This window comes from Caldovatus aquaticus (assembly GCF_019458025.1).
In the GTDB taxonomy this organism is placed as follows: Bacteria; Pseudomonadota; Alphaproteobacteria; order Acetobacterales; family Acetobacteraceae; genus Caldovatus; species Caldovatus aquaticus.
The window spans coordinates 60,694-78,356 of record NZ_JAHZUY010000011.1; the positions used below are offsets into that span (position 1 = coordinate 60,694).

14 protein-coding genes are annotated in these 17,663 nt (G+C 75.8%); 8 read left to right on the plus strand and 6 right to left on the minus strand.

Annotation, left to right across the window (positions count from 1 at the left end):
- Positions 1-95: 95 nt before the first annotated feature.
- Entirely contained in the window at positions 96-1,697 is a 1,602-nt protein-coding gene (locus K1J50_RS06700) for a DHA2 family efflux MFS transporter permease subunit (protein ID WP_220116934.1), read from the minus strand.
- Entirely contained in the window at positions 1,684-2,169 is a 486-nt protein-coding gene (locus K1J50_RS06705; protein WP_369413535.1) for an HlyD family secretion protein, read from the minus strand. The genes K1J50_RS06700 and K1J50_RS06705 overlap by 14 nt, the downstream gene beginning before the upstream one ends.
- A 446-nt stretch (positions 2,170-2,615) precedes the next feature.
- On the opposite strand from K1J50_RS06705, the gene K1J50_RS06710 reads away from it, so the two are divergent.
- On the plus strand, positions 2,616-2,762 hold the full coding sequence (locus K1J50_RS06710; RefSeq protein ID WP_220116935.1) for a hypothetical protein: 147 nt from the start codon (positions 2,616-2,618) through the stop codon (positions 2,760-2,762).
- Between the two features lie 153 nt (positions 2,763-2,915).
- On the opposite strand, the gene K1J50_RS06715 is transcribed toward K1J50_RS06710, so the two are convergent.
- Positions 2,916-3,422: a MarR family transcriptional regulator gene (locus tag K1J50_RS06715; protein WP_255575003.1), complete on the minus strand. Its 507-nt coding sequence runs from the start codon at positions 3,420-3,422 to the stop codon at positions 2,916-2,918.
- A 97-nt stretch (positions 3,423-3,519) separates the two neighbouring features.
- Entirely contained in the window at positions 3,520-4,362 is an 843-nt protein-coding gene (locus tag K1J50_RS06720; RefSeq protein ID WP_220116936.1) for an alpha/beta fold hydrolase, read from the minus strand.
- A 108-nt stretch (positions 4,363-4,470) separates the two neighbouring features.
- Between K1J50_RS06720 and K1J50_RS06725 the strand changes: the two genes are divergently transcribed.
- The 3 genes from K1J50_RS06725 to K1J50_RS06735 all read left to right on the plus strand — a co-directional run bounded on the left by K1J50_RS06725 (position 4,471) and on the right by K1J50_RS06735 (position 9,193).
- Positions 4,471-5,289 carry a crotonase/enoyl-CoA hydratase family protein gene (locus K1J50_RS06725; RefSeq protein ID WP_220116937.1) on the plus strand — a complete coding sequence of 273 codons (819 nt, stop codon included), beginning with the start codon at positions 4,471-4,473 and terminating at the stop codon, positions 5,287-5,289.
- A gap of 371 nt (positions 5,290-5,660) precedes the next feature.
- Complete coding sequence (locus K1J50_RS06730) at positions 5,661-8,801, plus strand: PAS domain S-box protein (protein ID WP_220116938.1); 3,141 nt, start codon at positions 5,661-5,663, stop codon at positions 8,799-8,801.
- The gene (locus K1J50_RS06735) at positions 8,798-9,193 is read left to right on the plus strand and encodes a response regulator (RefSeq protein WP_220116939.1); all 396 of its coding nucleotides are present in this window, start codon (positions 8,798-8,800) and stop codon (positions 9,191-9,193) included. Before K1J50_RS06730 ends, K1J50_RS06735 begins: the two co-directional genes overlap by 4 nt.
- Positions 9,194-9,224: 31 nt before the next feature.
- Here K1J50_RS06735 and secA read toward each other — a convergent pair whose 3' ends face one another.
- Positions 9,225-11,966 (minus strand): preprotein translocase subunit SecA, encoded by a 2,742-nt coding sequence (gene secA / locus K1J50_RS06740; protein WP_220116940.1) that lies wholly within the window; start codon positions 11,964-11,966, stop codon positions 9,225-9,227.
- 284 nt (positions 11,967-12,250) lie between these two features.
- On the opposite strand from secA, the gene K1J50_RS06745 reads away from it, so the two are divergent.
- The 3 genes from K1J50_RS06745 (at position 12,251) to argJ (ending at position 14,932) form a co-directional block, all read left to right on the plus strand.
- Positions 12,251-12,688 (plus strand): YnfA family protein, encoded by a 438-nt coding sequence (locus tag K1J50_RS06745; RefSeq protein ID WP_220116941.1) that lies wholly within the window; start codon positions 12,251-12,253, stop codon positions 12,686-12,688.
- Positions 12,652-13,593, plus strand: coding sequence for a peptidylprolyl isomerase (locus tag K1J50_RS06750; RefSeq protein WP_220116942.1), 942 nt, complete (start codon positions 12,652-12,654; stop codon positions 13,591-13,593). Before K1J50_RS06745 ends, K1J50_RS06750 begins: the two co-directional genes overlap by 37 nt.
- Positions 13,594-13,687: 94 nt before the next feature.
- On the plus strand, positions 13,688-14,932 hold the full coding sequence (gene argJ, locus K1J50_RS06755; RefSeq protein ID WP_220116943.1) for a bifunctional glutamate N-acetyltransferase/amino-acid acetyltransferase ArgJ: 1,245 nt from the start codon (positions 13,688-13,690) through the stop codon (positions 14,930-14,932).
- A gap of 13 nt (positions 14,933-14,945) precedes the next feature.
- Here argJ and K1J50_RS06760 read toward each other — a convergent pair whose 3' ends face one another.
- Positions 14,946-16,853, minus strand: a complete 1,908-nt coding sequence (locus K1J50_RS06760; RefSeq protein ID WP_220116944.1) for an AMP-binding protein — start codon at positions 16,851-16,853, stop codon at positions 14,946-14,948.
- A gap of 62 nt (positions 16,854-16,915) precedes the next feature.
- On the opposite strand from K1J50_RS06760, the gene K1J50_RS06765 reads away from it, so the two are divergent.
- Entirely contained in the window at positions 16,916-17,662 is a 747-nt protein-coding gene (locus tag K1J50_RS06765; protein WP_220116945.1) for a 3'-5' exonuclease, read from the plus strand.
- Position 17,663: the final 1 nt, after the last annotated feature.

Here is a 17,663-nt window from a genome sequence, read left to right on the forward strand (position 1 = left end):
GCCCGGGGCGGCGCCGACCGCGGACGGCGGGCGCGCGGCGGCCCCGCCGCCGGGCGGGACCCGTTGCGGCGGGCGCGGCCGGGCGAAGGAGGGCTCTAGCCGCGCGGCGGCGCGGCAGCGGGAAGGGGCGGGCGCCGCCGCGTCATCAGCCCCGGCGCCAGCGCCGCCGCGAAGGCGAGGGCGAGCGCCAGGAAGGCGTCGCGGAAGCCGAGCATCCCCGCCTGCGCGGCGACGACGCGGCCGAGGTAGTCCTCCGCCCCGGCGCGGCGCAGCGTCTCCGGCAGGCCGTCCTGGGCGAGCAGGCCCTCGATCAGGCGCAGCGCCTCCATCGTCGCCGGGTTGCCCGGATGCTGCGTCGCCGCCAGCGCCTCGGCGTGGAACTGCGTCCGCTGCTCCAGCAGCACCGAGAGCAGCGTCACGCCGAGCGCGCCGCCCAGCATGCGGGTGAAGCTGATCGCCCCGGCGCCCTGGGCGAGGAGCCGCGGCGGCAGGGCGCGCAGCGCCCCGGCGTTGATGCTCGGCATCGCGAAGCCCATGCCGGCGCGCCCGATCATCGTCCAGAGGGCGAAGGTCCAGAACGGCGTGTCGGTGTCCCCGCCCGCCATCAGCCAGCAGGAGACGGCGAACACGACCAGCCCGAAGACGATCAGCTTCCAGCCCGGCACCTTGTCCGACAGCCGTCCCGCGACCGGGAACACCACGCCCGCGACCAGCCCCGCCGGCATCAGCAGCAGGCCCGCCCGCGTCGCCGTGTAGCCCTGCACGAGCTGCACGAAGAGCGGGATCAGGTAGGTCGAGCCGAACATGCCGGCGCCGTAGATCAGCGAGGTCACGGCGGAGGCGCCGAAGCCGCGCTCGGCGAAGACGCGCGGATTCAGGAGCGGCGCCGGCGCCTTCGCCTCCCAGGCGAAGAAGACGGCCCAGGCCGCGCCGGCGACGCAGAGCGCGGTGACGACGAAATCCGACCCCCAGCCCTCGCGCTGGCCGCTGGACAGCGCGCCGAGCAGCGTGCCCAGCGCCAGGGCGAGCAGCCCGAAGCCGAGCCAGTCGAAGCGCCGCATCGGCGCCTCCTCCTGCCGCCCGGGCATGAACATCATGCCCAGGCCGAGGCCCGCCAGGGTGAAGGGCACGCCGAGGAGGAACACGAAGCGCCACCCCCAGTCGTCCACCAGCAGCCCGCCGATGCTCGGCCCGAAGGCCGGCGCCAGCACCACGCCCATGGCGTAGAGCCCCATCGCCGCGCCGCGGCGGTCGGGCGGGAAGACGGCGAAGATGATCTGCATCGCCATCGGCTGCAGCACGCCGGCGCAGGCCCCCTGCAGGATCCGGCTCGCGATCAGCGTGCCCGCGTTGGGGGCGAGGCCGGCGGTCACGGAGGAGAGCGCGAACAGCCCGATGACGACGACGAAGACGGCGCGGAAGCCGAAGGATTCCACCAGCCAGGCGTTGAGCAGCATGGTCCCGGTGGTGGCGGCGAGGAAGCCGGCCGAGATCAGCTGCGCCTGGTCCTGGCCGATGCCGAAGGCGCCCATCACCTCCGGCAGCGCGACGTTGGCGATGGTAGAGGAGAGCACCGTCGCCAGCGTCCCCATCAGCGCCGTGCCGGCGACGAGCCAGCGATAGGCCGGACCGTAGCGCGCGAACAGCGCCTCGACGCTGCGTCCGCCGCCGGCCTCGGGCGCCTCACTCCCGCGCATCGGCCTCGACCCGCACCAGCATCCCGGGGCGGAGCAGCCCCGGCTCGGGCGGCGGCTGCAGGGCGATGCGCAGCGGCAGGCGCTGGGTGATGCGGGTGAAGTTGCCGCTCGGGTTCGGCGCCGGCAGCAGGGCGAACTCGCTCGTCGCCGCGGCGCCGACGCGCTCCACGACGCCCTCGAAGCGCCGGCCCGGATAGGCGTCCACCGTGACGAGCACCGGCTTGCCGGGGCTGAAGAAGCGGACCTCGGTCTCCTTGACGTTGGCCTCGACGCGCACCGCCGAGGGGTCGTAGAGCAGCAGCAGCCGCTGGCCCGGCGCGACGTATTCGCCGGCGTCCACGAACACGCGGGCCACCACGCCGTCGAAGGGCATCGGGATCGTGCGGTCGGCGAGGTCCATCTCCGCGCGCTCGCGCTGCGCGCGCAGCTCGCGCTCCTGCGGCCCGAGCGCCTCGAGCTGGCGCGCCAGCACGTTCAGCTCCTCCCGCGCGGCGGCCGCGGCGGCGGGGGGGGGGGGGGGCGGGGGGGGGGGGGCGCCGGGCGGGGGGGCCGCCGGGGGCCGGCCGCGCGGCCGCCCGCCCCCCGCCGCGCGCCGCCCCCCCCCCCGCGGCCGAGAGCACGCGCTGGCGGGCGGATTCGAGCTGCGCGCGCGTCTGGTCGAGCCGCTGGCGGGTGCCGGAGCCGCTGCCGATCAGGTCGCGCGCGCGCGCGAACTCGGCCTCGGCGAAGGCCCGTTCCGCCTCGGCCGCCGAGAGGTCGGCGCGCGCCGCCGCCAGCCGCGCGCCCTGCGCCTCCTGCTCGCTCCGCGTCTGGCGGTCCACCATCTCGATCCGCGCCTCGATCTCGCGCCGGCGCGCGGCGAGGCCGGCGAGGCGCGCCGCGATCTCGCGCAGCGCGAGCTCGGTCTCGCGGCCGTCTATGCGCACCAGGACCGCGCCGCGGCGCACCTGGTCGCCCGCGATCGCGCGCACCTCCGTCGCCCAGCCGGGCACGCGGCTGGCGAGCGTCACCATGTCCGCCGCGATGCGCGCGTCGTCGAGGAGGACGTGGGTGTACTGCCGGTAGAGCCAGTGCCCGCCGGCGCCCAGCGCGGCGAGCAGCAGCGCGCCGAGCGCGAGCATCCGCAGCAGCCGCCGCCCCGCATGGGTGCGGAGCGAGAGGCGTCCCGCCGCGCGCGGCGCGCCCGGCGCGGCGCGCTCCAGCACCGCCGGGGCGCCGCTAGGCTGCCCGATGTCCACGGGCGTCCTCCTCTCCGCCCGCCGGCTCCTCCGCGTCCGGCGTCGCGGCGAGGTTGAGCGCGGCGCGCTCCAGCACGCGCAGGCAGGTGGCGAGGTCGGCCTCCGGGATGCCGGCGAGGATCTCCGCCCGCACCCTGGCCGCCACCTCCTCGATGCGGCGCAGGAGCGGCGCGGCCTTGGCCGTCAGGTGCACGGTCTTGGAGCGCCGGTCGTGCGCCACGCCGCGGCGCTCGACGAGGCCCTCGCGCTCCAGCCAGTCGAGGGTGCGCACCAGGCTCGGCGCCTCGATGGCGAGCCGCGCCGCGAGCTCCTTCTGCGTCACCCCGTCGCCGTTGCGGGCCAGGTCGAGCAGCGCCAGCCAGCGCGCCTCGGTCAGGCCGAAGGCGGCGATGCGCGCGTCGAGCCGCGCCCGCCAGCGGCGGGCGACGCGGCCGATGGTGCGGCCGACGCGGTAGCGCAGCTGCGCCTGGGCGCTCATTTCGACCATCGCTGGATTTGTAGCGCCCTGGCCGATAGCTAGCCAACTAACAAACCGGACACCTGCCCCGCGCCCCGCGCGGGGCAGCGCCCCGCCGGCCCGCCCCTCACTCGTGATGCACGACCCCGTCCACCTCGCCGCAGAAGTGCCGCAGCGCCCTCGCGCAGGCCGCCGGCATCAGCACCTGGATGGCGTGGAAGCGCGTCGGCAGGTGGAGGATGCGGATGTGCGGGATCCCCGCGCGCAGCCGCGCCTCCTCCGCGCCGGTCACGATCCCGGCCTCGGGATAGAGGCCGAGCACCGGCACGCGCACCCGCGGCAGCCAGGGCTCGGCATCGGTGCGGATGGACATGTCGGCGAAGGCGATCATCGCCTCGACGTCGGTGCGCCCCATCTCCGCGGCACACCAGCCGAGCAGGCCGGGATCGGTGCCGGGCGGGAAGCGGGAGGAGCCGTTCGCCGCCTCGGTCCAGCCGCGCGTGCCCATCGCGCGCAGCGCCGCCTGCCAGCTCGGATGGCCGAAGGCGAAGCGCTCGCGCACCGCCTCGCGCATGGCGAGCGGCGTCGCGAGCAGCGTCAGGCTGCGCAGCCGCTCCGGCGCCGTCGCGGCGAGCAGGAGGCCGAACACGCCGGCGAAGGATTCGCCGCAGTAGTGCACCGGCGCGCCGCCGGCGACCGCATCCATCACCGCGCACAGGTCGCCGACGAACTCCTCCGGCGCGAAGCAGGCATGCGGGTCGAAGTCGAGCGGCGAGCGGCCGAAGCCGCGCAGGTCGGCGCGCACCACCCGGTAGAAGCGCGCGAGGTAGGGCACCCAGGCGCGCCAGAACTCGGCCGAGCGGCCGTAGCCGTGCTGCAGCATCAGCCAGGGCGCCTCGCGCCAGGGGTCGGTGTAGTCGTCCACCACGTAGTGGATGGCGGGCTTGCCCGGGCGCTCGAGCAGCGGCATGCGTCCCTCCCCTCGCGTTGCGCGGCGCGTCGCGCCATGATGGCATGCGGCGCCCCCCTGGGAAGACGCGACGCCGCCCCGCGCGGCGCGAGGCACGAGGAACCGCGCATGACGAGCGAAGCCGAGCCGCCGCCTGTCCTGTTCTCGCGCGAGGGCGAACACCTCGCGGTCATCACGCTGAACCGCCCCGAATCGCGCAACCCGCTCGACCTCGACACGCAGGACGCGCTGATCGCGGCCGTCGCGCGGCTGGAGGCCGAGCCCGGCATCCGCGTCGCCATCCTCACCGGCGCCGGCAGCGCCTTTTCCTCCGGCGGCAACGTCCGGCGCATGAGCGCCGCGGCCAGCGGCCCGGCCGAGCGCACGCCGGCCGAGGCGCGCCGCTACTACCGCCACGGCATCCAGCGCATCCCGCTCGCCCTCGAGCGCTGCGAGGTGCCGATCATCGCCGCGGTGAACGGCCCGGCGGTCGGCGCCGGGCTCGATCTCGCCTGCATGTGCGACATCCGCATCGCCGCCCGGTCCGCCCGCTTCGCCGAGAGCTTCGTCAAGCTCGGCATCATCCCGGGCGACGGCGGCGCCTTCCTGCTGCCGCGCGTGGTCGGCTTCGCCCGGGCCGCCGAAATGGCGCTCACCGGCGACGCGCTCTCGGCCGAGGAGGCGCTCGCCTGCGGCCTGGTCTCGCGCGTGGTGCCCGATGCCGAGCTGATGGACGCGGCGCGCGCCCTCGCCGCGCGCATCGCCGCCAACCCGCCGCAGGCGGTGCGCATGACGCGGCGCCTGCTGCGCCTGGCCTGGAACGGCTCGCTGGAGACGGTGCTCGAGCTCTCCGCCAACATGCAGGCGGTCGCGCACACCACCGCCGACCACAAGGAGGCGATGGCGGCGCTGCGGGAGAAGCGCCAGCCGGTGTTCAGGGGAGCGTGAGCCGCGGCGGCGCAGGCCGCGGCGTTGCGCGCGCGGCCTGTCCGCGTGCTCGCCGAACGCATGCGAGACCTCGCGCCCGCGGGCCCCGGGCGCCCATGCAACCCGGGCGCTTCCCTCGCCCGCCGCGGTGCGCCCGGCCGCCGTGTCGCGGGGCGATCACGGTGAAGTGAGGCAAACGCCGGCGCCGATCCGCGCTAGCCACCCCCTTGTCGGGGGAATGGATGCGGACCGGTGCCGTGGATCACGGCCGCGTCGGCAGCGAAAGCAACCGGCGCCAGGCGCGGGCGGGCTTTGTCGCCCTGGCGGGACTCGCCGCGACCCGTTCGCGCGCGCGGGCATCGCCGCGCCACGCGGCCCGGAGCGGGCGCAGCGTGCGCGTCTATCTCGTCGCGCTGGTCCTCGCCCTGCTGCTGCCGGCCTGGGCCTTCGCGACCCTCACCGCGGTCCGTCTCGCCGAGGCCAAGCGCGAGGCGGCCGTCGCCGGCGGGCTCGAGACGGCGCGCGCCGTCGCCGCGGCGACGGAACGCGAGATCGGCGCCCTGCACGCCAGCCTGGTCGCGCTCTCCACCTCGCCGGCCCTGGCGGCGGGCGACCTGGCGCTGTTCCATCGCCAGGCCAGCACCCTCGCCGTCGCGATCGGCGCCCAGGTGATGCTGACCGCCTCCGATGGGCGGCAGCTCGTCAACACCGCGCTCCCCTTCGGCCGGCCGCTGCCGCGCGCGGCCTGGTCCGACGGGGTCCAGGAGGCGGGCCTCGTCACGCCGGCCGCGGAGACGCCGGTCTCCGAGGTGTATCGCTCGCCGGGCGGCGGACGCGCCACGGTCGCGGTCAGCCTGCCGGTGCGGCTGCCGGGCAGCGAACCGGGCGGCGAGCCGGGCGGGTCCCCGCACATGCTCTCGATCGGCGCCGACGCGGTGCAGTTCTGGTCCCGCGCGCTGCGGCAGGTGGTGATGCCGCCGGGCTGGACCGCCGTGGTGCACGACCGGCGCGGCACGATCCTCGCCCGCCAGCCGGACCCCGAGCGCTTTGTCGGCCTGCCGGTGCACGCCGAGGCGCTGGCGGTGGTGGGCGCCGCCCCGGAAGGCGCCCGGTCCGGCTGGGGCCGCGCGACGGCGCCGGGCGGCGCGGCGGCCGACGGCCCCGTCTATGTCGCCTGGCAGCACCTCGCGGCCGCGCCCTGGACCGCGCTGGTCGGAATTCCCGAGGCGGTGGTGGACGGGTCGGTGCGGCGCTCGCTGATCTCGGTCGGCGCCGGCGGCGCGGTGGTCGTGTTCGGCATGTCGCTCGGCCTCGCCCTCTGGGGAACGCGGCGCATCGTGCAGCCGCTGGCGCGGCTCGAGCACGCCGCCGCCGCGGTCGGCCGCGGCGAGGTGCCGAGCCCGGGCGCCGCCACCGGGCTGCGCGAGCTGGACGCGGTGGCGAGCGCGCTGGCCGCCGCCGCGGCCGAGCGGCGCGCGCGCGAGGCCGAGAGCGCGGCGCTCGCCGCCCGCCTCGAGTCGGTGCTGGAGAGCACCACCGACGGCGTCCTGGTGGTGGATGCGGAGTGGCGCCTCACCTACGCCAACGGCCGGGCGCGGCAGATGCTCGGCGGCCGCGCGGACGCCTCCGGCACGCCCGGCGCGGGAGGGGCGGGAGCGCCGCTCGGCGCCAGCCTCTGGGACGCCTTCCCGCGCGACCCGGACAGCCCGTTCGAGACGGCCTTCCGCCGCGCCATGCGCGACCGCCGGCCGCGGGGGATCAGCGGCTACCATGCGCGCCTCGGCCTGTGGATCAGCGCCGACGCCTTCCCCGGCGCGGATGGCGGCCTCACGCTGTTCTTCCGCGACGTGAGCGCCGCCCGGATCGCCGAGGCGGCGCTGCGCGACAGCGAGGCGCGGCTCAAGGCGGTGCTGGAGCATGTCCCGGTGGGCGTGCTGCTGGCCGAGGCGCCCTCCGGCCGGGTGCTGCTGGCCAACCGCCAGGCGGCGGAGATCCTCGGCGAGCGCACCGTCGCTGCCGCGGAGGACGGCGGAGAGCCGGCCGGCTGGGAGGCCTATGACGCCGAGGGCCGCCGCCTCGCCCCCGCGGACCTGCCGCTCGCCCGCACCCTCGCCAGCGGCGCCCACGCCCAGGGCGAGATGCGGCTGCAGCGCCCCGACGGCAGCGCGGTCTGGATCCGCGCCTGGAGCGCGCCGATCCGCGACACCGCCGGGCGGCTGACCGGGGCCGTCGTCGCCTTCGCCGACATCGGCGCCGAGCACGCCGCGGCCGAGGCCCTGCAGCGCCAGGTCGCCGCCGAGACCGCGGCGCGCCAGGCCGCGATCGCCGCGGCCGAGGCGCTGGCCGCGAGCGAGGAGCGGTTCCGCCGCTTCGCCGAGGCGAGCCCCGACGGTCTCTGGATCAGCGATCCCGAAGGCCGGCGCATCGAATATCTCAGCCCGGCCTTCGAGCGCATCTGGGGTCTCGGCCGCGCGACGCTGGTGGTGGAGCCGTGGCGGTGGCTCGAGCGCGTCCATCCCGAGGACCGCGACCGGGCCGCCGCCGCGCTGCGGCGCGCCGCGGCGGGCGAGGCGCCGGCGATCGACAGCGAATACCGGCTGCTCCGCCCCGAGGGCGGGGCGGCAGCCCCGGACGACGACGCCCTGCCGCCTTCCGCGGCGGCGGACGACGTCGCCGCGGAAGGCGCCCCTCCTCTCCGCTGGGTGCGCGACATCCTGTTCCCGATCCGGGACGCCGCCGGGCGCGTGGTGCGCATCGGCCGCCTGGTGCGCGACGTCACGGCGCGCAAGCGGTCGGAGGAGCGCCAGGCGATGCTGATGGGCGAGCTCAACCACCGGGTGAAGAACACGCTGGCGACGGTGCAGTCGCTCGCCCGCCAGACGGCGCGCGGCCGGCTCGGCGACGGCGGCACGGCGCCGGACGAGGCGGCCGCGGCCCCGCCGCGGCCCGGCGGCGCCCAGGCCCTGGAACGCTTCCTCGCCGACTTCCAGGCGCGGCTGCTCGCCCTCTCGCGCGCGCACGACCTGCTCACCGCGCGCACCTGGCGCGGCGCGACGCTCGGCGAGGTGGTCACGGCGGCGCTCGCCCCCTGGCGGAGCGCCGAGGGCGGCGCGCTCGCGACGCGGATCGTCGAGGAGGGGCCGGTGCTGTGGCTCGCGCCGCGGCAGGCGCTCGGCCTCGCCCTCGGGCTGCACGAGCTCGCCACCAACGCGGCGAAGCACGGCGCCCTCTCGCGTCCCGGCGGCACCGTCACGCTGCGCTGGGAAGCGGCGCCGGCGGCGGGCGCGGCCGGGGAGCGGGGCGCCGGCTCCCCCGGCCTGGCCTGCCTGATCTGGCGCGAACGGGGCGGCCCGGAGGTCCGCCGGCCGACGCGCAGCGGCTTCGGCACGCGCCTCCTCGAGCGGGGCCTCGCCGGCGAACTGGGGCGCGACGCCTCGGTGACCCTGCGCTATGACCCCGCCGGGTTCGAGGCGTTCATCCGCTTCCGCGCCGCCCCCCCCGGCGCCGCGGCAGCCAGCGAGGGCGTTGCATGAGCGTGGGACATCTGGGCGGACGGCGGATCCTGGTCGTCGAGGACGAGGCGCTGGTCGCGATGCTGGTCGAGGACGCCCTGGTGGACGCCGGCTGCGAGGTGCTTGGTCCCGTGGCCACCGTCTCCGACGCCGTCGCCCTGCTGGAGAGCGAGGCCGCGCCGGACGCGGCGGTGCTCGACCTCAACCTGGCGGGCGAGACCTCGGTCCCGCTGGCGGACGTGCTCGCCGCGCGCGGCGTGCCGTTCGTGGTCGCGACGGGCTACGGCGCCGCCGGCCTGCCGCCGGAGCATAAGGACGCGCCGGTGCTGGCCAAGCCCTACGACCCGGCCGAGCTGACCGCGACGCTCGCGCGGCTCTGCGCCGGCAGGAAGGCGACGCCGGACGGCGGCTGAGCGGCGGCGCGGCGGTTCCCCCGCCCGCCGCTCAGGCCACCCGCCCGTGGCAGTGCTTGTACTTGCGCCCGCTGCCGCAGGGGCAGGGGGCGTTGCGCGGCGTGCGGTGCCAGGTCGCGGGGAGGTTCGGGTCCACCGCCTCCGCCACCCGCGGCGCCGGCGGCGCGGGCGCCCAGCCGGCGCCGCCTTCGCCGTTCGCCCAGGCCGGCTCGAGCTCCGCGCCCGCCATCGCCGGGTCCGGATGGCGCATGTCCAGCACCCGCACCGGCTCGGGCAGCGGCGGCGGCGCCTCCGGGCGCAGCTCGATCCGCATCATCAGGCCCGTCACCCGCTCGCGCAGCTCGCCGAGCATGGCGTTGAACAGGGCGAAGGCCTCGCGCTTGTACTCGTTCAGCGGGTCGCGCTGGCCGTAGGCGCGCAGGCCGATGCCCTGGCGCAGGTGGTCGAGCGCGAGCAGGTGCTCCTTCCACACCTGGTCGAAGACCTGCAGCAGCAGGCTCTTCTCCACCATGCGCATGAGCTCGGGGCCGATGTTGGCGACCTTGGCGGCGTAGGCGCGCTCCGCGGCCTCCAGCAGCCGCTCGCGCACCTGCGTCTCGTCGATCCCCTCCTCGCGCGCCCACTCGGCGACCGGCAGGTCGAGGCCGAGCACCTCGGCGACCTTGCGCTGCAGCCCCTCGACGTCCCACTGCTCGGGGTAGGCGTTCTCCGGGATGGCGCGCGCGACCATGTCCTCGATGGTCTCGCGGCGCATCTCGGCGACGGTCTCGGAGACGTCCTCGGCCTGCATGAACGCCCTGCGCTGCGCGTACACCTCGCGGCGCTGGTCGTTCATCACGTCGTCGTACTTGAGCAGGTTCTTGCGGGTGTCGAAGTTGCGCGCCTCGACCTTCTTCTGCGCCTTCTCGAGCGCCTTGTTGATCCAGGGGTGGATGATGGCCTCGCCTTCCTTGAGGCCGAGCTTCTGCAGCATCCCGCCCATGCGGTCGGACCCGAAGATCCGCATCAGGTCGTCCTCGAGCGAGAGGAAGAAGCGCGACGCGCCCGGGTCGCCCTGGCGGCCGGAGCGGCCGCGGAGCTGGTTGTCGATGCGCCGGCTCTCGTGCCGCTCGGTGCCGATCACGAACAAGCCGCCGGCGGCGATGACCTTCTTCCGCGCCTCCTCGACCTCCGCCTTGCGGCGGGCGAGCGCGGCCTCGAACTCCGGCCCCTCGGTGGCGCCGCCGGCGTCGTGCCGCGCCAGCATCTCGGCGTTGCCGCCGAGCTGGATGTCGGTGCCGCGGCCCGCCATGTTGGTCGCGATCGTCACCGCGCCGGGCCGGCCGGCCTGGGCGATGATCTCCGCCTCCTGCTCGTGGTAGCGGGCGTTGAGCACGTTGTGCGGGATGCCCTTCTTCCGCAGCAGCCCGCTCAGCAGCTCGGACTTCTCGATGCTCGTCGTGCCGACCAGCACCGGCTGGCCGCGCGCGCGGCACTCCTCGATCAGCGCCAGCACCGCGTCGTACTTCTCGCGCGCGGTGCGGTACACCTCGTCGTCCTGGTCCACGCGCGCGACCGGCAGGTTGGTGGGGATCTCCACCACCTCCAGCTTGTAGATCTCGGCGAATTCGTCCGCCTCGGTCGCCGCCGTGCCGGTCATGCCGGCGAGCTTCGGGTAGAGGCGGAAGTAGTTCTGGAAGGTGATCGAGGCGAGCGTCTGGTTCTCCGGCTGGACCGTCACGCCCTCCTTCGCCTCGAGCGCCTGGTGCAGCCCGTCGGAGTAGCGGCGGCCCTCCATCATGCGGCCGGTGAACTCGTCGATGATGACGATCTTGTCCTGCCGGACGATGTATTCGACGTCGCGGTGGAACAGCGTGTGCGCGCGCAGCGACTGCTGCACGTGGTGCACCAGCGTGACGTTGTGGATGTCGTAGAGCCCGCCCTCGGTCAGCAGGCCCGCCTCGCGCAGCATCTCCTCCACCCGCTCGCTGCCCAGCTCGGTCAGCGAGACGGTGCGGAATTTCTCGTCCTTCTCGTAGGTGTCCTTGTCCTTCACCAGTTCGCGCACCACCGCGTCCACCTTGCGGTAGAGCTCGGAGGTGTCGTCGGTCGGCCCCGAGATGATCAGCGGCGTGCGCGCCTCGTCGATCAGGATCGAGTCCACCTCGTCCACGATCGCGTAGTGGAAGTCCCGCTGGACCATCTCCTCCAGCCGGTACTTCATGTTGTCGCGCAGGTAGTCGAAGCCGAACTCGTTGTTGGTGCCGTAGGTGACGTCGCAGGCGTAGGCCTCGCGCCGCTGCTCGTCGGTCAGGCCGTGCACGATGACGCCGACGGAGAGGCCGAGGAAGCGGTAGATCCGCCCCATCCACTCGGCGTCGCGCTTCGCCAGGTAGTCGTTGACGGTGACGACGTGCACGCCCTTGCCGGCGAGCGCGTTGAGATAGACCGGCAGCGTCGCGACCAGGGTCTTGCCCTCGCCGGTCTTCATCTCAGCGATCTTGCCCTCGTGCAGCACCATGCCGCCGATGAGCTGCACGTCGAAGTGGCGCAGGCCGAGGGTGCGCCTCGAGGCCTCGCGCACCACCGCGAAGGCCTCCGGCAGCAGGTCGTCGAGGGTCTCGCCCTGGGCGAGCCGGGCGCGGAACTCCGCCGTCTTGCCGCGCAGCGCCTCGTCGGAGAGCGCCGCGATCGCCGGCTCGAGCGCGTTGATCGCCGGCACGCGGGCGCGGTAGCGCTTGAGGGCGCGGTCGTTCGAGGTGCCGAAGATGGCGCGGGCGAGTCGGGCGAACATGCGAGGCGGGGTCTCCGGGGCGGACGGCGCCCGCCTGGGCGTCATCCGCGAAGGGCGGGGGAGACATGACAAACGCCGCGCCCGGCCGGACCACCAGCGGGTCCGTCCGGGCGGCGGCGCGGCATCCGAGAGATAGGAAGGCGCGGCGGCGGCGTCAACGCCGCTCCGCCGCTCGCGCGCGCCGCGCCCCGCCGGGCGGGCCGGCGCCGGATCGCCGCCGCGCGGCGCGGCGGCTCTGCTGCGCGGCCCGTGCGCACCGGCGCCTTCCTCCCCGCGCCGGGATCATGCCCTCGTTCCTCGCCTTCGGCGCGGCGGCGCTGGCCGAGATCGCCGGCCGCTTCGCCTTCCGGGCCTGGCTCCGCCTCGGCCGCTCCGCCTGGTGGCCGCTGCCGGGGCTGGCCCGCCTGGCGCTGTTCGCCGTGTTGCTGACGCGCGCCGAGAGCGCGGCCGCGGGCCGCGCCTACGCCGCCTGTGGCGGGATCTGCGTGGCCGCCGCGCTGCTCTGGCTCTGGGCGGTCGAGGCGGTGCGGCCCGACCGGTGGGACCTCCTCGGGGCCGCCGTCATCCTCGGCGGAGCGGCGATCATCCTGTTCGGGCCCCGGCCGGCCTGGGCCGCCGGGCAGACTTGTGGCCGTGCGGCGCATCCGCCATGGTCCCGGGCCACCCTGGAAGGGTCATCCCTCCGATGCGTCGTTTCGTCGCGGCCCTCGCCGCCTCGCTGATCGCCACCGGCGCCCCGACCCCGCGGGCGCAGCAGCCCTCGCCGCCGCCGCAGCCATCCCCGCCCGCCGCGCCCTCGCCCGACACCGTCGTCGCCCGCGTGGACGGCGAGCCGATCACGCTCGGCGACCTCGGCGAGGCCACGCTCCTCCTGCCGGAGCAGCTGCGCGCCGCGCCGCCCCAGGTGCTCTATCCCCTGCTGCTCGACCAGCTCATCACGCAGCACGCCCTGGTCGCCGCCGCGCGGCGCGCCGGCCTCGACCGCGACCCCGCGGTCGCCGCGCGCATCCGCCGCGCCGAGGAGCGGGAACTGCAGCAGGCGCTGGTCGGCCGCGAGATCGCCGGCCGCCTCTCCGAGGCGGCGCTGCGCGAGCGCTACCAGCGCGAGATCGCCAGCCGGCCGCCGGAGGAGGAGATCCGCGCCCGCCACATCCTGGTGCCGAGCGAGGAGGAGGCGCGCGCCGCGCTCGCCGAGGCGCGCCGCCCCGGCGCCGACTTCGCCGAGATCGCCCGCCGCCGCTCGACCGGTCCCGGGGCGCAGGAGGGCGGCGACCTCGGCTTCTTCAAGCGCGGCGACATGATCCCGGAATTCGCCGAGGCCGCCTTCGCCCTCCGCGCCGGCCAGGTCAGCGAGACGCCGGTGCAGAGCCCGTTCGGCTGGCACGTCATCAAGGTCGAGGAGCGCCGCCCCGCCGCGCCGCCCAGCTTCGAGGAGGCGCGCGAGACGCTGCGCCAGCAGATGGCCGAGGAGGAGGTGAGCGCCGTGGTGGAGCGCATCCGCTCCGCGGCGCGGATCGAGCGCTTCAACCTCGACGGCACGCCGCAGCGCGCCGCGCCGCCGAGCTCGGGCGGCGGGAGCCTGCTCGACAACGCGACGCCGCCCCCCGCCGCCCCGCAGCGGCGCTGAGGGGGCAAGGAGCATTGCCAGCGGCGCGCCGGCCGCCGGGGGTGGCCCGCGCGCGCGATGACGACCCCAGCAGCGACCAGGAACGAGGACCGCCATGGCCGCAGGCCCCCTGCCCGTCTCCCCGCTCGCCGTCCCCTTTCCGGAGATGCCGCCCGTGCCGGGCGTGCGCCTCGCCACCGGCGCGGCGGAGATCCGCTACCGCGGACGCGAGGACGTGATGGTGATGGCCTTCCCGCAGGGCACGACGGTCGCCGGCCTCTTCACCCGCAACCGCTGCCCGGGGGCGCCCGTGGACTGGTGCCGCGCCGCGCTGGCGAGGGGCGGCGGCAAGGCGCGCGCCCTCGTGGTCAACGCCGGCAACGCCAACGTCTTCACCGGGCGCGCCGGACGCGAGACCTGCGAGGCCACGGCGCAGGCGATGGCGGAGCTGCTCGGCTGCCGCCCGCGCGAGGTCTTCCTCGCCTCCACCGGCGTGATCGGCGAGCGCCTGCCGACCGGGAAGCTGACCGGCGCCCTGCCCGGCCTGATGCCGCGCCTCTCCGAGGCGGCCTGGCCGGCGGCGGCGCGCGCCATCATGACCACCGACACCTTCCCCAAGGGCGCGACGCGCACCGCGCGGATCGGCGACGCCACGGTTACGATCAACGGCATCGCCAAGGGCAGCGGCATGATCGCGCCCGACATGGCGACCATGCTCTGCTTCGCCGCCACCGACGCGAAGCTGCCCGCCGCCGTGTTGCAGCGGCTGCTGAAGCGGGCGGTGGAGCGCTCCTTCAACCGCATCACCGTCGATTCCGACACCTCGACCAGCGACACCGTGCTGCTGTTCGCCGCCGGCACGGCGAGGCACCCGCGCGTGCCGGCCACGGGCGGCGCCATGCTGCGCGACTTCGCCCGCGCGCTCGACGAGCTGCTGCACGATCTCGCGCTGCAGGTGGTGCGCGACGGCGAGGGAGCGCAGAAGCTGGTGCGCATCGCCGTCACCGGCGCCGTCAGCGCCCGCTCGGCACAGCGCATCGCCCTGGCGATCGCCAATTCGCCGCTGGTCAAGACCGCGATCGCCGGGGGCGACGCCAACTGGGGCCGGATCGTCATGGCGGTCGGCAAGGCCGGCGAGCCGGCGGACCGCGACCGGCTCTCGGTCGCGGTCGGCGGCGTGTGGATGGCGCGCGACGGCGGCGTGGTGCCGGACTACGACGAGACGCCGGTCGTCGAGCACATGCGGGGGCGCGAGGTCGAGATCACGGTGGACATCGGCCTCGGCCGCGGCGAGGCCACGGTGTGGACCTGCGACCTCACCCACGGCTACATCGACATCAACGGCAGCTACCGCTCCTGAGGGCGCGACGCGCTCAGCGCATCGCCGCGCGCAGCACCGCCGCCACCTCGTCGAGGATCGCCGGGTCGTCGATCGTCGGCGGCACCGTGTAGCTCTCGCCGTCGGCGATCTTGCGCAAGGTGGCGCGCAGGATCTTGCCGCTGCGCGTCTTCGGAAGGCGCTGCACCACCCGCGCCTCCCGGAACGCCGCCACCGGCCCGATCCGCTCGCGCACCAGCGCCGCCAGCTCGGCGGCGATCTCCGCCTCGCTCCTCGTCGCCCCCGCCTTCAGCACCACCAGGCCGAGCGGCACCTGGCCCTTCAGGCTGTCCTTCACGCCGACCACCGCGCATTCGGCGACGTCCGGGTGCGAGGCGAGCACCTCCTCCATCGCCCCCGTGCTCAGCCGGTGGCCGGCGACGTTGATGATGTCGTCGGTGCGGCTCATCACCCAGACGTAGCCGTCCTCGTCCACCATCCCCGCGTCCGCGGTGCTGTAGTGGCCGGGGAAGGCGGAGAGATAGGCCGCGCGGAAGCGCTCGTCCGCGTTCCACAGCGTCGGCAGGGAGGCGGGCGGAAGCGGCAGCCTGATCGCTAGCGCGCCGATCTGCCCGCGCGGCACCTCGCGCCCCGACTCGTCGAGCGCCACCACCGCATAGCCCGGCGCCGGCTTGCCGCCGGAGCCCGGTTTCACGGGAAACAGCCCGAGCCCGCGGAAATCGCCGGTGATCGCCCAGCCGGTCTCGGTCTGCCACCAGTGGTCCACCACCGGCCTGCGCAACAGCGCCTCGGCCCAGACCACGGTGTCCGGGTCGCAGCGCTCCCCGGCGAGATAGAGCGCCTCCAGCCGCGACAGGTCGTGGCGCGCCATCAGCGCGCCGCGGGGGTCCTCCTTCTTGATGGCGCGGATCGCGGTCGGGGCGGTGAACAGCACCTTCACCCCGTGCTGCGCGCAGACGCGCCAGAACGCGCCGGCATCCGGCGTGCCGACCGGCTTGCCCTCGTAGAGGATCGTCGTGCAGCCGGCGAGCAGCGGCCCATAGACGATGTAGGAGTGCCCCACCACCCAGCCGACGTCGCTCGCCGCCCAATAGACGTCGCCTGCGCCGACGCCATAGACGAGCCCCATCGAGTGGTGCAGCGCCACCGCGTGCCCGCCGTTGTCGCGCACGATCCCCTTGGGCGCCCCCGTCGTGCCGGAGGTGTAGAGGATGTAGAGCGGATCGGTGCTCTCCACCGGCACGCACGGATGCGGCGCCGCGGCCGCCTCCGCCTCGAGCAGGTCCTCGTCGCGCCCGGGGCGCAGTTCGCAGGGCGCCTGCTCGCGCTGCAGGATCAGCACCGTCCCCGGCTTGTGCGGCGAGAGGTCGATCGCGGCGTCGAGCAGCGGCTTGTACTTCACCACCCGCCCGGGCTCGAGCCCGCAGCTCGCCGAGACGATCGCCTTCGGCCTGGCGTCGGCGATGCGGGCGGCGAGCTCGGCGGCGGCGAAGCCGCCGAACACCACCGAATGGATCGCGCCGAGCCGGGCGCAGGCGAGCATCGCGATCGGCGCCTCCGGCACCATCGGCATGTAGATCACCACGCGGTCGCCCTTGCCGACGCCGCGCGCCGCCAGCGCGCCGGCGAGCTTCGCCACCCGGGACTGCAGCCCGGCGTAGGTCAGGGTCTCGCAGCGGCCGGTCATCGCGCTGTCCCAGACGATCGCCGCCTGCCCGCCGCGCCCCGCGGCGACGTGGCGGTCCACCGCGTTGAAGCAGGTGTTCAGCCGCCCGCCCGGGAACCAGCGGCCATAGACGCCGAGCGCGGGGTCGAAGATCCGCTCGGGCGGGCGGTCCCAGGCCACGCCGCGCGCCGCCTCGGCCCAGTAGCCCTCGGGGTCGCGCCGCCAGGCCGCATAGACCTCGTCGTAACGGCTGCCGGTGCTGCCTTCGCCCGCCATCTCCGTCCCTCCCTCGCTGTCGCCTTCCCCTGCCCCCTCCCGCGCCGGCGCGCAAGCGTGCGATGCTGCGCCCGACCATGGCCGGCCGCCGCCCCCCGCTCGTCCCCCGGCTGCGCCGCCTGCTGGGCGGCCTCGCCCGGCACCTCCACGCGCCGGGCGTGACCGAGCTCCTGGCCACGCAGGCGCATTTCCACGCCCCGCTCCCGTCCGGTCCCCTCGCCGCGCAGCACTACGTCGCCTTCGACCTGGAGGCGACCGGCCTGCACCCCACGCGCGGCGACGCCATCGTCGCCATCGGCGCCGTGCGCCTGCGCGGGATCGAGCCGGCCGACCGCTTCTTCACCCTGGTCAACCCCGGCCGCCCGATCCCGGAGCGCGCGCGCCGCTACCACGGGATTGACGATGCGATGGTCGCCCACGCGCCGCCCGAGGCCGAGGCCGTCGCCGCCTTCGCCGCCTTCGCCGGCGACGCGGTGCTGGTCGCGCACAACGCCGCCTTCGACCGCACCCTGCTCTACATGGCCGAACTCCGCGGCGCGCCGCCCCTCGCCAACCCCGTCCTCTGCTCGATGGTGCTCTCGCGCTGGCTCGATCCGCAGGAGCCGGACCACTCGCTTGACGCCGTGTGCGGCCGCCTCGGCATCGTCATCGCCGGCCGCCACGATGCGCTCGCCGACGCCGCCGCGACGGCCGAGCTCTGGCCCCGCCTGCTCGCCCGCGCCGCGGCGCGCGGCATCGAGCACCTGCCCGAGCTGGTCCGGCGCACCCGGATGGAGCGCGAGATCGCCGCCGCCGCGCGCCATTTCTAGC